The sequence below is a fragment of the Ensifer sp. LC163 genome (assembly GCF_001695855.1).
GTDB lineage: Bacteria > Pseudomonadota > Alphaproteobacteria > Rhizobiales > Rhizobiaceae > Ensifer.
In genome coordinates, this window is the sequence record NZ_MBSS01000001.1 from 464,602 (window position 1) to 478,365 (window position 13,764).

General features: G+C 64.6%; 12 protein-coding genes. 5 read left to right on the forward strand and 7 right to left on the reverse strand.

What is annotated here, in order from left to right; translation table 11 throughout:
• Positions 1–226 precede the first annotated feature (226 nt).
• Together BC360_RS02270 and BC360_RS02275 are read right to left on the reverse strand one after the other, a co-directional pair.
• Positions 227–1,195, reverse strand: coding sequence for a sugar-binding transcriptional regulator (locus tag BC360_RS02270; protein WP_065786698.1), 969 nt, complete (start codon positions 1,193–1,195; stop codon positions 227–229).
• A 302-nt stretch (positions 1,196–1,497) separates the two neighbouring features.
• Positions 1,498–2,301: a helix-turn-helix transcriptional regulator gene (locus BC360_RS02275; RefSeq protein ID WP_083222391.1), complete on the reverse strand. Its 804-nt coding sequence runs from the start codon at positions 2,299–2,301 to the stop codon at positions 1,498–1,500.
• Positions 2,302–2,486: 185 nt separating this feature from the next.
• Here BC360_RS02275 and BC360_RS02280 point away from each other — a divergent pair, with 185 nt between their 5' ends.
• The 5 genes from BC360_RS02280 to BC360_RS02300 all read left to right on the forward strand — a co-directional run bounded on the left by BC360_RS02280 (position 2,487) and on the right by BC360_RS02300 (position 7,416).
• Positions 2,487–3,575 carry an ABC transporter ATP-binding protein gene (locus tag BC360_RS02280; RefSeq protein ID WP_065794081.1) on the forward strand — a complete coding sequence of 363 codons (1,089 nt, stop codon included), beginning with the start codon at positions 2,487–2,489 and terminating at the stop codon, positions 3,573–3,575.
• Positions 3,576–3,647: 72 nt separating this feature from the next.
• The gene (locus tag BC360_RS02285) at positions 3,648–4,808 is read left to right on the forward strand and encodes a spermidine/putrescine ABC transporter substrate-binding protein (RefSeq protein WP_065786694.1); all 1,161 of its coding nucleotides are present in this window, start codon (positions 3,648–3,650) and stop codon (positions 4,806–4,808) included.
• A 157-nt stretch (positions 4,809–4,965) separates the two neighbouring features.
• Entirely contained in the window at positions 4,966–5,832 is an 867-nt protein-coding gene (locus tag BC360_RS02290; protein ID WP_065794082.1) for an ABC transporter permease, read from the forward strand.
• Positions 5,832–6,650, forward strand: coding sequence for an ABC transporter permease (locus BC360_RS02295; RefSeq protein ID WP_065786690.1), 819 nt, complete (start codon positions 5,832–5,834; stop codon positions 6,648–6,650). Before BC360_RS02290 ends, BC360_RS02295 begins: the two co-directional genes overlap by 1 nt.
• Before the next feature lie 4 nt (positions 6,651–6,654).
• On the forward strand, positions 6,655–7,416 hold the full coding sequence (locus tag BC360_RS02300; RefSeq protein ID WP_065794083.1) for an SDR family NAD(P)-dependent oxidoreductase: 762 nt from the start codon (positions 6,655–6,657) through the stop codon (positions 7,414–7,416).
• Between the two features lie 321 nt (positions 7,417–7,737).
• Here the strand turns inward: BC360_RS02300 and BC360_RS02305 are convergent, their stop codons facing one another.
• The 5 genes from BC360_RS02305 to BC360_RS02325 form a co-directional block, all read right to left on the reverse strand.
• The gene (locus BC360_RS02305) at positions 7,738–9,396 is read right to left on the reverse strand and encodes a urocanate hydratase (RefSeq protein ID WP_065794084.1); all 1,659 of its coding nucleotides are present in this window, start codon (positions 9,394–9,396) and stop codon (positions 7,738–7,740) included.
• A 263-nt stretch (positions 9,397–9,659) separates the two neighbouring features.
• Positions 9,660–9,989 (reverse strand): TfoX/Sxy family protein, encoded by a 330-nt coding sequence (locus tag BC360_RS02310; protein WP_065786683.1) that lies wholly within the window; start codon positions 9,987–9,989, stop codon positions 9,660–9,662.
• A gap of 13 nt (positions 9,990–10,002) precedes the next feature.
• Entirely contained in the window at positions 10,003–11,100 is a 1,098-nt protein-coding gene (locus BC360_RS02315; RefSeq protein WP_065794085.1) for a DUF917 domain-containing protein, read from the reverse strand.
• Between the two features lies 1 nt (position 11,101).
• A complete protein-coding gene (locus tag BC360_RS02320) occupies positions 11,102–12,373 on the reverse strand; it encodes a Zn-dependent hydrolase (protein ID WP_065794086.1) in 1,272 nt (423 codons plus the stop codon).
• Positions 12,370–13,749, reverse strand: a complete 1,380-nt coding sequence (locus BC360_RS02325; protein ID WP_065794087.1) for a dihydroorotase — start codon at positions 13,747–13,749, stop codon at positions 12,370–12,372. The genes BC360_RS02320 and BC360_RS02325 overlap by 4 nt, the downstream gene beginning before the upstream one ends.
• Positions 13,750–13,764 lie beyond the last annotated feature (15 nt).

Here is a 13,764-nt window from a genome sequence, read left to right on the forward strand (position 1 = left end):
GGGTATGATTGCGTCATGCGATCACCGGCTACCCGACCGGTATTCCTCCCCTTTGAGGCCTTAGAGCGCCGCGCGTCCGTTCGGACGCGCAAAGGACGCTCTAACTCCTTGAGCCGGCGCATCGAGCTTTCCAAAAATCGATTCCGATTTTTGGGCCGATGCGCTGATGGCGAAACCTCCTCGCCGCCCTGCTCCCCGGGCCTCATTCGATTCCGTCAGACACTCCTCATTTACCGTCCGCGGCGAGCGCCCGGGCCGTCTTCTCGTCGGTGATGAGACCGCTCAACAGTCCGCTTGCAAGCACGGCGCGGATGGCGGGCGTCTTGATCTTGCCGCCGGCGACCGCAACGGTGCGGCGATCTTTCAGGTCGTCGCGGCTGAGCGTGAAAGTGCGGTTCGACAGCGTCGTCTCGATCGGGCGGCCGTCCTCATCGAAGAAGTGGCCGAGCAATTCGCCCTTGCCCCCGCCCTTCTGGATTTCCTCGATCTCGCTCATCTCGATCATCCCTGTCGAGACCAGCGACGCCTCACGCTCTGCCGTACCGATGCCGACCATCAGGAGGTCGGCGGTCTTGGCGAGATCGAACACTTCGCGCACGCCGCGCTGGCTGAAGAGCACGTCGCGATCCTCGACGGTGTTGGCGAAGAACGGCACGGGCATGACATAGGCCTCCGCGCCGGTGCGCTCGGCAAGCCGGTGGATCACGTCATGCGGGTTTGCCGAGAACTTGCGGGTAAGCCCGCCGAGCAACGAGACGAAACGGGTCTTGTTACTGGTGGTGCGCGGCAGATATTCGACGCAGGCGGCGAGCGTGCGGCCGTGTCCGACGCCGACGAGCGCGGTTTCGTCTCGCTCGATCTCGCGCTTCAGGAACTGCGCGCCTGATATGCCGAGCGCCTTCAGCGGCAGGTCGTCGGCATCGAAATCGGGAACGACCTCGCAATAATCGAGGCCGTAACGTGCCGAGAGCTTCTGCTCCAGCTCGACGCATTCCGAGACTTCGCCATCGATATAGACCTTCACCAGGCCTTCCTGGTTGGCCTTCATGATCAGGCGGTGAGCCTTGAGCGATGTCAGACCCAGCCGCTTGGCAACCTCCGCCTGGGTCAGGCCGCCGGCATAGTGCAGCCACGCGGCGCGCGTCGCCATGCTGGTTTCGTCGTCGCGAAGATTTGCACCACCGATGATCGCCATCGTCTCCACCCGGATCCGTTATGCTGCAACGCATGATAAATTTTGCATTGCATGATATTTTTATCTCGCTGATGAAATAAATTTCATGTCGTGAAAAAAATGTCAAGCGAGAACATGCGAAGACCGATCACGGTTTGTGGATCGTTGCGAATGACGAGGAGAAACCTGACAGACGTCAGGTCGCTGGATTCCGGCTCAGGGCCGGAATGAAGAAAAAGGGCATGCTTTCGACCTCGAGCAGGCATTCCCAGGAGATTGCCAGCACGGTGACCCGCCGAAAAGGCCGGTTTGCCGCCGTGACCTTACTGGCCGAGATTGCGCAGATAGAGCGAAAGAAGCTGCGTCTGCGAGGAGATGCCGAGCTTGCGGTAGACGTTGCGGCGGTGAACCTTGACCGTGCCGGTCGAGATTCCAAGCTTCAGGCCGATCGATTCCGACGAATGCCCCTGCAGCACCAGTTCGATGATCGAGGCTTCGCGCTCGGTCAGATTGAGGTGCTGCCAGACGCCGTCTGCGGGCGGATGCGCAGATTTCCTGCGACTGCGCCCGGTCTTTGCCAGCGCCGCGTCGAACCTGCGCCCGAGATCCGCCCAATGGTGGCGGACCAGTGCCGAGACCAGCGGCTCGACCTTCTTCAACAGGGCGAATTCCGCGGCACTGAAGGACCCGGTCGCCTCGCGCCGCATCAGCGACAGGACAACGGTGATCTCGCCGCTGATCGGCACGAAGAAGCCGACCTCCTCCGCCAGGCCGGTCTGCACGTAATAGGTCCTATAGTATTCACTGGAGAAGAACCGGTCCGGCGCCCGTTCGCGCATACGCCAGACGCCCGGCTTGCCCTCGCAGGCCGCGTGGTAGAACGGATCGAGCAGATAGGGGCCGGCCTGGTAGAGGCTGACGAACAGAACGTGGTCCTTGGCGTTGAAGGTGCTGTAGAGGTCGATCGGCCGTTCCTTGCCGCGATAGGCGAAAACCACGACATAATCAAAAGTCATCAGCGTCGACATCAATTGCCGATAGGCTGTGCCGACCGCCTCGTCGTCCATGGCCGCGCCGTCGACCATCGGCGCCAAGACCTGAAATAGTCCCTCGAGATCGATGCCCAAACCGCTCTCCCGCCGATCCGGCTCTGTTCAGGGTATACTCCTCCCACAAGCCAATTCGCGTTGAAATACCTCTCTCGGGGTATATACCGGCACCGGCCGCTTTGACTAGGCTGCCTGTCAATGACGGTGGGACGTCAGGGCATCAGAGCCTTGGCGGTATCCGACAACAACCGCAGGGAACAGACGTGACATCCGCTTCGACGAACGACATCGAGTTCCGTTCGGTGGTCAAACGCTATGGCAGCGTGACCGCCGTTTCGGACATCAACTTCGCGGTGCCCCGGGGCGCCTTCATGGCGCTGCTGGGTCCCTCCGGCTGCGGCAAGACCACCTGCCTGCGCATGATCGGCGGCTTCGAGCAGCCGAGCGAAGGCACGGTCTATATTAACGGCGAGGCGATGAACGGCGTTGCCGCCTATCGGCGCCCGGTCAACATGGTGTTCCAGCACTATGCGCTGTTTCCGCATCTCGACGTCGAGCAGAACGTCTCCTACGGACTGAGACAGATGCTGCCGCGCATCGCCAGCCCCGAGATTTCGCGCCGCGCCCAGGAGGCGCTGGAAATGGTCCGCCTCGGCGGCTTCGGCAAGCGCGGGATCCATGAAATGTCCGGTGGCCAGCAACAGCGTGTCGCGCTCGCCCGCGCCATCGTCAACAAGCCGAAGGTGCTTCTGCTCGACGAGCCGTTGGCAGCCCTCGACAAGAAGCTGCGCACCGCCATGCAGATCGAACTGCAGACGTTGCAGCGCGAACTCGGCATCACCTTCGTGCTGGTCACCCACGACCAGGAAGAGGCGCTGTCGATGAGCGACTTCGTCTGCGTCATGAATGCCGGTCGCATCGTCCAGGTCGGGCCGCCGCAGGAAATCTACGATCGCCCGGCGAGCCTGTTCGTCGCCGATTTCGTCGGCAAGACCAACCGGATCACGGCAACCGTCGACACCGGCGGCGCCTCGATCCTTTTTGCCAACGGTGCGCGGTTTGCAGCGCCTGCCGCCACGACACCGAGCACAGGTGCGGCCATGGTCGCGCTGCGCCCCGAGGCGATCAGCCTGAAACGCAATGGCGCGGCCGGCACCGCCGCTCTCTCCGGCACCGTCACCCACCGCATTTTCCTCGGCTCGTCCGTCGAATATTCCGTCGATGTCGACGGCCTTGGCGACTTTCTCGTCACCGCCGACCGACGGGCGCTCGGCGACAGCGATCTCGTCGAGCCCGGCGACAAGGTCGGCCTCGCCTTCGATCCCAATGCGCTCCATGTCTTTCCGGCCTGAAATGTGTTTCCGGCCTGATCCGGCCGGCCCCTGCTGCCTTGCATGAACGTCAACGATAAAGGGAACAGCGTCATGACCAAATGGTACAGAGAAAATGCCCCGATCACCGCCGAGCAACTGGCCGACGAGCTGATGCGCCTGAAGCGCGGCTCGGTCACCCGCCGCCACTTCCTCGGCGTCACCGGCCTCGGACTTGCGACGGCGGTGCTGGCGCGCCAGCCTGGCCTGTTCAATTCGACGGCCTTTGCCGGTGATCTCGGCACGCAGATGTCGATCGCCACCTGGCCGAACTACCATGATCCCGCCACCTTCGAGGCGTTCCAGGCCGCAACCGGCGTTGCCGTCGAGGTCAACGTCTTCGGCTCGAACGAGGAAATGCTCGCCAAACTCCAGGCCGGCGGCACCGGCTGGGACCTGTTTGTGCCGACCAATTACACGATCTCCACCTATGTGAAGCTCGGCCTCATCGACGAACTCGATCTCTCCAAGCTGCCGAACTACGACGCCTCGACCGAGACCGCGCGCTTCACCAACGAGGGCGTCGTCGACGGCAAGACCTATGCCGTGCCGAAGAACTGGGGCACCACCGGCATCGCGCTCAACTCGAACAAGATCAAGACCCCGGTCACCAGCTGGAAGGACTTCTTCGAGGTCGCCATGACCGAGGCCGACGGCCGCGCCATGGTCCACGACTACCAGCTGACCACCATCGGCAACGCCCTCGTCTCGCTCGGTTACTCCTTCAATTCGACCAAGCCGGACGAGCTCGCCAAGGCCGAGGAACTGCTGATCAAGGTGAAGCCGCATCTCTACGCCATCAACAGCGACTACCAGCCGTCGATGCGCGCGACCGACGCCTGGATGACCATGTGCTGGACCAATGACGGCGCGCAGCTCAACCGCGACATGCCGGAAATCCAGTTCGTGCTCGGCAAGGACGGCGGCGAAATCTGGTCGGACTTCTACGCGATCCCGAAGAGCGCGGCCAACAAGGCGGCCGGCTACGCGCTGCTCAACTACCTGATGGCCCCGGAAAACGCCGTCAAGGAGCATATCGCCAACGGCGCGCCGACCACCGACAGCCGCGTCCTGAAGCTGCTGCCGGCCGACGTCACGGGCAACAAGATCGTCTATCCCGACGATGCTTCGCTGACGCCGCTCGAATTCGGCGCCGCGGTAACCTTGACCGACCCGGGCCGCGCCGAACTGATGGCACGGTTCAAGTCGGCCTAACTCCACGTTTGCCCCTCACCCTAACCCTCTCCCCGCCAGCGGGGAGAGGGAACGAGGCCAGCGCCGCGAGTCCCTTCGCCCCGCAAAGCGGGGAGAAGGTGGCCGGCAGGCCGGATGAGGGGCGGAACTCGACAATCATTTCTACGGACCAAATCTCATGCCCGCGGCAACGAACACGAAGAGAAACCTGGTGACGGCAGCGCTGGTGGCGCCGGCGGCGGCATGGCTGATGATCTTTCTCGTCCTGCCGTTCATCGCCATGCTGGTCTTCGCCTTCGGCGAGCGCGCGCCGGAAGGAGGCTATCAGGCGGCCTTCACCTTCGCCCAGTTCGCGAGGCTCCCGACACGCGCGGCTGCCTTCTGGAACACGCTGGTGCTGGCGCCGGTCGGCGCGCTGCTCTGCCTGCTGGTCGCCTACCCCGTCGCCTATTACCTCGCCGTCAAGGCGGACCCACGCTACCGCCTGATCCTCGTGTCGCTGGTCGTGGTGCCCTTCTGGACGAGCCTGCTCGTTCGTACCTATGCCTGGATGTATATCCTCGGCTCGCGCGGCATCCCGAACCTGTTGTCGATGGTCGGTTTTGAGGATGTGCGCCTGCTCAATACGCCGGGCGCCGTGCTGCTCGGCATCGTCTATGGCTACCTGCCGCTGATGATCATGCCGATCTATGTCAGCCTCGAAAAGCTCGATCGGCGTCTGCTCGAAGCTTCCGCCGATCTTGGCGCCAGGCCGGTCTCGACCTTCTTCGGTGTCACACTGCCGCTGTCGCTCCCGGGCGTCATGACCGGCGTCGCGCTCGTCACCATCCTGCTGCTCGGCGAGTACTTGATCCCGCAGCTGCTGGGCGGCGGCAAGGTGTTCTTCATCGGCAACGCGCTGGTCGATCTCTTCCTGCAATCGAGAAACTGGCCCTTCGGCTCGGCGATCGCCGTGACGCTGGTGGCCGTCGTCGTGGTGATCCTGATGGTAGCGATGCGCATCGCCTTCAAAGTCGCCGGCACAAGACAGGTGGATCTCGTCTGATGCGCGCCTTCATCTCCTCGGTCTATCTCTTCCTCTACGCACCGATCGCGCTGGTCGTCTTGTTCTCGTTCAATGCCGGACGCAGCGCCAGCGAGTTCACCGGCTTTTCGACCGCCTGGTACGGCAAGGCGCTGAGCAATACCTTCCTGGTCTCGGCCCTGCAGAACAGCCTGATGATCGCCTTTACCAGCGCCACCCTCGCCGCGATCTTCGGCACCATGGCCGCGCTCGGCATGGAGCGGCTTGCCCCGCGCAACCGGGCGATCTTCGACGCGCTCTTTGCCGCGGCCATCGTCGTGCCCGGCGTCGTCATCGGCATCGCCACGCTCGTCGCCCTTGTTGCCGTCTTCTCCTTCGTCAATCCGGCGCTGACGGCGATCTGGCCGGGCGACCAGCCGCCACAGCTCGGGCTCGGCTATGGCTCGATCATCGCCGCCCACGGCCTGTTCTCGATGGCGCTCGTCACCATGATCGTCAAGGCGCGCATCGCCAGCCTCGGGCGTGATATCGTCGAGGCATCGAGCGACCTCTATGCGACGCCGCTCACCACCTTCCGGCTGATCGTGCTGCCGCAGATCCTGCCGTCGATCCTCGCCGGCTTCCTCTTGGCCTTCACCTTCTCCTTCGACGATTTCATCATCGCCTTCTTCGTCGCCGGCTCGAAGACGACGCTGCCGATCTACGTCTTCGCCTCGATCCGCCGCGGCGTCACGCCGGAGATCAACGCGATCGCGACGCTGGTGCTCGTCGCCTCGCTGCTTCTGATCCTGACTGCCCGCATCCTGATGCGGGAAAAGAAAACGAAATCCGGGGAGTGAACAGATGATCCTGAAAGACCGGGTCGCGATCGTGACCGGAGCGGGCTCCGGGATCGGTCAGGCGGGCGCCGCCATCATGGCGCGCGAGGGCGCCCATGTCGTCGTCGTCGACCGCAGCCCCGAGGCGGGCAGCCTGACCGCCGACACCATTCGCGCCATGGGCGGCAAGGCCGAAGCCGTCACCTTCGACGTCACCGACGACGGAGCACTTGCAGACGGCATCGCCGATATCCTCTATCGCCACGGCCGCATCGATATCCTGCACAACCACGCCGGCGCACAAGTTGCAGGCGATCTCGAAGAGGTCGAAGTCTCCGGCTTCGACCGTTCGTGGAACCTCAACGTGCGCGCCCATTTCATGGCCGCCCGCCTGGTCATGCCGTCGATGAAGGCGGCGCGGCGCGGCGTCATCGTCAATACCTCGTCATCATCAGGTGTGCTCTACGACCGCGAGATGATCGCCTATACGACGACAAAACATGCGGTCATTGCCATGACCAAGCAGATGGCCGGCGACTACGCCCAGTATGGCATCCGCGTCAACGCGCTCTGCCCCGGCTGGGTCGATACGCCCTTCAACGAGCCCTTCATCGCCCAGATGGGCGGCCGCGGCGCGATCGAGGCCTATATCCGCGAAAAGGTGCCGCTCGGCCGCTGGGCTAGCGTCGACGAAATCGCCGAGTCGATCCTCTTCCTCGTCTCGGACCGCTCGTCCTACATGACCGGCCAGATCCTGGTGGTGGATGGCGGCGAGACGGTCGTTTGATATTCAGGCGTGCAGGGCTGCAGCACATCCCGCCGCCTCAGTTTGGTGCGTGCCGTAGTCGGCCCGTAGCGGTCCCACCCCTCCTCATTCCTGTGCTCGTCACAGGTTGCCAGCCACGGCGCGCCCGCGCCGTGAATGACTGTTGCGGGACACGGGGCGAGCGAGTCTCCGGCGCCGCCGACGCGGCACCGCCGGCCTCCGTCAACTGTTCAGTTTGGGTGTCTAAAGGCGGGTGGAGGACCCAGAGCCAGCAAACGGTCTCTCACGACCAGGATCCCTGTGACAGGCACATGGATGAGGGTCGGCGCGCAGCGAAGGCCGTCACACTTTCACATGCCCGATGCCCTTGGCGGCGATCTCCTCGAAACTCTCGTCGTAACCGGCATCGGCATAACGGATGACGCCGAGCGCGGTGTCGTTGGTGAGCGCGTGGTCGAGCCGCTCGTCGGCAGCTTGCGTGCCGTCGGCAACCACCGTCACGCCGCAGCTCGTCATGTAGCCGGCATAGCCGCCGCCGCCCGAATGCACGACGACGAGGTCGGCCATCGATGAGCACAGCAGCATGGCGTCGAGCAGCGGCCAGTCGGCGATGGCGTCGGATCCGTCCTTCATCCGCTCGGTCATGATGTTGGGGTGCGCCATGGCGCCGGCATCGAGGTGGTCGCGCGAAAAGGCGACCGGCCCCTTGAGCGCGCCTGAGGCCACCAGTTCGTTGACGCGGCGGGCAAGCGCCGTGCGCTCGCCATGCCCAAGCCAGGCGATGCGCGCCGGCAGGCCCTCGAAGGGAATATGCTCACGCGCGAGCTTGATCCAGTTGGTGACGATCCGGTTGTCCGGGAACATTTCCAAGAGCAGGTCGTCGATGCGGGCGATGTCGCTCTCCTCGCCGGACAGCGCCATCCAGCGGAACGGCCCGATGGCCCGGGCAAAGAGCGGGCGCAGATAGGCCTCGGTGAAGATCGGAATGTCGAAGGCGTTGGCGACGCCGCCCTCGCGCGCCTGGGTGCGGATGAGGTTGCCGTTGTCGAAGACTTCCGCGCCTTGTCTCTGGAAGTCGAGCATCGCCGTCACATGCTCGACGATCGAGGCGCGGCTTGCGGCCATCAACTGCCCCTGGCCGTCGTCGCGCAGCGATTTCACCTGATCGACCGTCATGCCCTTCGGCACATAGCCGTAGACGAGATCGTGGGTCGAGGTCTGGTCGGTCACCACGTCGGGCACGATGCCGCGCCGGGCGATTTCCGGGTAGATTTCCGCCGCATTGCCGACGAGGCCGACGGAGAGCGCGCGCTTGTCCTTCACCGCCGCATCGATCATCGCAAGCGCCGTATCCAGATCCGGCGCAATCTCCTGGAGATAGCCGACTTGCTGGCGCTTCTTCGCCCGCTCCGGGTCGATGTCGACGCAGAGGATAGCGGCCCCGGCCATCCGTCCGGCAAGCGGCTGCGCCCCCCCCATGCCGCCGAGCCCGGCCGTCAGCACGAAGCGGCCGGAGAGATCACCGCCGAAGCGCCGCTCGGCGATGCGCATAAAGATTTCGTAGGTGCCCTGGATCACCCCTTGGCTGCCGATATATTGCCAGGCGCCGGCCGTGAGCCCGCCCCAGCAGATCAGCCCCTTGCGCTGCAGCTCGTAGAAGACCTCGGCCTTGGCCCATTGGCCGACGATGTTGCAATTGGCCATGATCACCAGCGGCGCTTTGGCATGAGTCTTCAAGAGCCCGACCGGCTTGCCCGACTGGATGATCAGCGTCTGGTCCTCGTCCATCTCGATCAGCGCCTTGACGATGGCGCGGTGGGCCGGCCAGTTGCGCGCCGCCTTGCCGAGTGCCGCATAGACGACGAGATTGTCCGGGTCCTCGCCGACGGAAAGTACGTTTTCCAACAGCCGCAGCAAGGCTTCCTGCCGCCAGCCCTTGGCACGCAGCTCCGGCCCGCCGGGGATCGGGAAGTCAGGATGACGGGGATTGGCCTTGGGCATCGTCTTGTTCCTCTTCGTTGTCCCAGCGAGAGGTGGCTGCCCCTCACCCTAACCCTCTCCCCGCAAGCGGGGAGAGGGGATGGCTTAGTGCTTGTGGCGAGCGCCGCATGCGATCTCCACCGCTCTGCTTTCTTCCATCCTCGGAGAGAGAATGGTGCACCGACTGCCGCACCGCTACATGCAAAGGCGGTCTCGTCCCCTCTCCCCGCCCGCGGGGAGAGGGTTAGGCTGAGGGGCAAGACATCGCTCGCCCGTTCTCTCATTCACTTCGGCGGCAACGTCTCGATGAAGGCGAGCGCCGCATCGATGAGCCGCTTGCGCAAGCCGTCGTCGCCATAGGCGTCTGCCCCCGCGCGCACCCACCCGTGCATCGCCCGCCCGTTCATCACCATCAGCTCGATATCGGGCAGTGCCAGCGCCCAGCCGTCATTGCCCTTGCCGAGCCGCACCAGCAGCGAGCCCTCGCGGGCACCACAGATCAGATTGCCGTTGAGCAGAAACGCCCAGCCGCCGAACATGGCCTTTTCCGACAGTCCGGATCGGTTGCCGAGCTCTTCCCGGATCAGCTCTTCCAGTCCTGCATCGCGTGCCATGACCTTTCTCCCATCATTGCCGCTCAGCGAGCGCGTAGCGGGCAAGCTCAATACCCATCGCCTTTTCCACCGAGGGGTAGACGCTCGGGTCGAGCACGCTGGAGGCAAGCGGGATCACCGTCTTCGGCACATGCAGCACGAAGATCTTCATGCCGACCTGCAGTTGGCCGACGCTCAAGGGTTCCCCCTCCGGCGAAAGCGTGGTGATGACGTCGGGGAAGGTGGCGAGCCTCTCACCTTCCGCAGAGTCAACCGCCATGTATTCGTTCATCACGCGCAATATCGTTGAGTCAGCGCCCTTCCCCAGCGTCACCGTGCCGATGTCGAAAGCTTCCTTGGTGTAGACGACCGACTTGTCGGTGATCACGCCTTCGGCGAGCAGCGCGCCATTGGTCGTCTTGACGATCGCGTCGATGATGGCGCTGCCACCCTTGGCTTCGGCGGCAATGATCGCCTCGCCCAGCTTGAGCGCCAGCGAGATGCCGCCGAGTGCCGCATTGTCCCTAACGTAGGAGGCGCGCACCGGATTGCGGCAGGAGGCGATGAAGCCGCCGGACATGTCGGAGGCCGTGCGCAGGATCGGCGAGACCTTGGCGGTCGCGCCGCGCACCACCAGCTCGATATAGCGGTTCTCCTCGCGGTTGCCCCCGACGGCCGTCTGGATCATCCGCTCGGGCGAGCCGGCAAGGCCGATCGAGCCCATGTCGCCGGTCGGATGCGCCCGGATGTCGCCGACGGCATCGACCACCTTGGTGCCGAGGATTGCCGATGGCAGCCAGCCGTTGAGCGTCGAGGACTTGCCGTTCTGGCCGATGATCAGGCCCGAGAGCTTCTCGCCGAGCGCCTCCTGCAGCAATTGCACCGCCTTGACGTAATCGACGCCGCGCATCTCCCAGGGTGTGGTCGAGGCCGGTGCGCCGATGGCCGCCGCCGTCGCCACCCAGTCGTTGGCGTCGAGTTCGTCGATCGACACCAGCTCCGGCTTGCCGATCGAGACCGCGGCATAGCCGAGCATGCGGCCGTGATCGGCCCAGCCGCCGCCGCCGGCTGCATAGACGGAACCGCCCTTGACCGCAGCCTCGACATCCTTTTCCGTCAATATCCGGCCCATCTCAAACCTTCTCCTGCAATCGTTTATCGAGCCTCTTCACCGCATCGAAGAGAACGGCGGCGCCAAGCGCGATATCATCGTTTTCCGCCCATTCTTCCGGCGCATGCGAGCGTCCGCCGAGGCACGGAATGAAGATCATCGCCGAGCGGGTGATGCGCCCCATCCAGGCGGTATCGTGCCCGGCGCCGGAGGCCATGCGCCGATGTTTCGCGCCGATCTCCACGCAGCTTTCTTCGAGCGTCGAAAGCAAGAGCGCGTCGCCCGGCGTCGGATGGTTGTCGGAGAGAACATTGGCGGGCGCGATGGTTACGCCGGCTTCGCCGGCAACCCGCTCGGCAAGCGCACCCAGCTCGGCGATGAACCGCTCCATCTGCGGCCGCAGCTCGGCACGGGCATCGATCAGCAGCCGCGCCCGCGACGGCACGACATTGGCCGCGTTCGGTTCGATCGAGAATTCGCCGACCGTCGCCGTGAAATGCCCCTCGCCCTTGGAAAATTCCGTCGCCAGCGTCTCGATCGCCAGCACCAGCCGGGAGGCGGCGACCAGCGCGTCGCGCCGATGGCCCATCGGCGTGGTGCCGGCATGGTCCGCCTGGCCTTCGACGATGATCTCGATGCGGGTGATGCCGGAGATCGCTGTGACGACACCGATATCCAGGCGCCCGGTCTCCAGCACCGGCCCCTGCTCGATATGCAGTTCCAGAAACGCCTTGATGTCGGAGCGCTTGAGCGCCGACAGCCGCGACGGATCGCCGCCAGCCTCGACGATACCCTGCCGCAGGCTGAGCTCACCCTGCACCCGGCTCAGCCAGCCATCCGGCAGGATGCCCGCCATGCCGCGGCTGCCGACGCAGGAAACGCCGAAGATCGACACTTCCTCGGCGAGGAAGTCGACGATCTCCAGGTCGTGATCGAGTTCGATGCCGGCATCCGAAAGCGCGCGCGCCACTTCAAGCGCGGCGGCGACGCCGGCAATGCCGTCGAAGCGGCCGCCCTCCGGCACCGTGTCGGAATGGGAGCCGAGCATCAGCGTGCCAAGCGCCGACTTGCGCCCCTTGCGCCGGCCGATGAGATTGCCGGCGGCATCGATGCGCGTCTCCAGCCCCGCCGCACGGAAGCGACGGTCAAGGAACGCCCGACCTTCCAGGAACAGCGGCGTAAAAGCCCGGCGCGTATAGGGCCGGTCCGGCTCGGTGATGCCCGCAAGGCCGTTGACGATGCCGGCAATCCGGCTCGCATCCACGGGCAGATTGGTCTTGACGCTCGTGCTCATCGGGCCTCCTGCAACGGCAACGTCTGGAGCGGGCGAACGAAGGCGCCAGTGCCGGGCTTCGCGACGACGGTGCGCCCGTCAAAGGCAGGCGCTCCGCGCAGATAGGTCGCCGACACCCGCCAGGGCAGTCTGATCCCGTTATAGGGCGACCATCCCACGACATTGTTACCGCTTTCGGCCGCGTCATAGGTGTAGGGCTCGGGCGTCATGACGATGATATCGGCGTCCTTTCCGGCCTCAAGCGCACCCTTTCGATGGTCGAGGCGGAAATGCCGTGCCGGGTTCAACGTCATCAGCTCGGCCGCCCGCGTCAACGGAATGCCGCGCTCAAGAGCGCCCTTGACGAACAGCGGCACCATCACCTCGAGGCCCGGCACGCCGGAGGCATTGGCGAGCATGTCAGGGTTGGTCTTGCGATCCTCCGACCAGCTGACATGGTCTGTCGAAACCATCGTCACCGTGCCGTCGGCCACATGCCGCCAGAGCTTTTCCACCTCGGCGCGCGGACGGATCGGCGGATTGATCTTCGCCTTGCCGCCGAGCCGACGGACGTCGTTCTCCTCGTCAAGCGTCAGGTAGTGGATGCAGCATTCGATCGTCGCCGCGTGGCCCTGGGCCCGGTAAGCGGCGGCGATCTCATAGCCGCGTCCGAGCGAGCAATGCACGACATGCGCCGGGCACCCGGTCGAAGCACCCGTCTCGTAGATCTGGTTGGTCGCCAAAAGCTCGGTCAGCGGCGGCCGAGAAAGGCCGTGGGCACGATAGTCGGTAATGCCTGCGGCCCTGACCCTTTCGATCGCGCCGCGCACCGCCTCGTCATCCTCGTTATGCACCCCGGCGGTAAGCCCCGTCGGCGCAATCGCGCGAAAGCAATCCTCGAGCAGCGCTGCGGGAATGCGCGGAAAGCGTTTCGGGTCGGTGCCGAAGGTCGAGAACTTGAAGGCGGCGACACCGGCTTCGACCATTTCGACAATGCGGGCTGGCCCCTCCTCGGGGTCAACCGTGCCATAGAGGGCGAAATCGACGCGCGCCTGCGGGCTCGCATGCTCGACCTTGCGTGCGACTGCCTCGGCCGAGCAGACGAGATTGCCCTCGTCATAGGGCATGTCGACGATAACAGTCACGCCGCCGGCGGCGGCCGAACGGGTCGACCAGACGAAATCCTCCTGTTTCTTCTGCGACAGCGAATGCACCTGCGCATCGATGGCACCGGGCAGGATCATAGCGTTTCCAAGATCGTGGCGTTCACGGGCGGCAGGTGCCGCCCCCTGCCCGACATGCACGACCTTGCCGTCGCGCACGGCCACATGCCCGCCCTCGACGAGCCTGTGCGGGAGAACAACGGTGCCTTTCAGGACAAGATCGAAATCGGACATCGTGTTCTCCTCGTT

Excerpts from the sequence above, each read along its gene's own strand:
- BC360_RS02320 (WP_065794086.1), bottom strand. The coding sequence starts at position 12,373 with ATGAGCACGAGCGTCAAGACCAATCTGCCCGTGGATGCGAGCCGGATT.
- BC360_RS02300 (WP_065794083.1), top strand. The coding sequence starts at position 6,655 with ATGATCCTGAAAGACCGGGTCGCGATCGTGACCGGAGCGGGCTCCGGG.
- BC360_RS02325 (WP_065794087.1), bottom strand. The coding sequence starts at position 13,749 with ATGTCCGATTTCGATCTTGTCCTGAAAGGCACCGTTGTTCTCCCGCAC.
- BC360_RS02270 (WP_065786698.1), bottom strand. The coding sequence starts at position 1,195 with ATGGCGATCATCGGTGGTGCAAATCTTCGCGACGACGAAACCAGCATG.
- BC360_RS02310 (WP_065786683.1), bottom strand. The coding sequence starts at position 9,989 with ATGGCACGCGATGCAGGACTGGAAGAGCTGATCCGGGAAGAGCTCGGC.
- BC360_RS02285 (WP_065786694.1), top strand. The coding sequence starts at position 3,648 with ATGACCAAATGGTACAGAGAAAATGCCCCGATCACCGCCGAGCAACTG.
- BC360_RS02290 (WP_065794082.1), top strand. The coding sequence starts at position 4,966 with ATGCCCGCGGCAACGAACACGAAGAGAAACCTGGTGACGGCAGCGCTG.
- BC360_RS02315 (WP_065794085.1), bottom strand. The coding sequence starts at position 11,100 with ATGGGCCGGATATTGACGGAAAAGGATGTCGAGGCTGCGGTCAAGGGC.
- BC360_RS02305 (WP_065794084.1), bottom strand. The coding sequence starts at position 9,396 with ATGCCCAAGGCCAATCCCCGTCATCCTGACTTCCCGATCCCCGGCGGG.
- BC360_RS02295 (WP_065786690.1), top strand. The coding sequence starts at position 5,832 with ATGCGCGCCTTCATCTCCTCGGTCTATCTCTTCCTCTACGCACCGATC.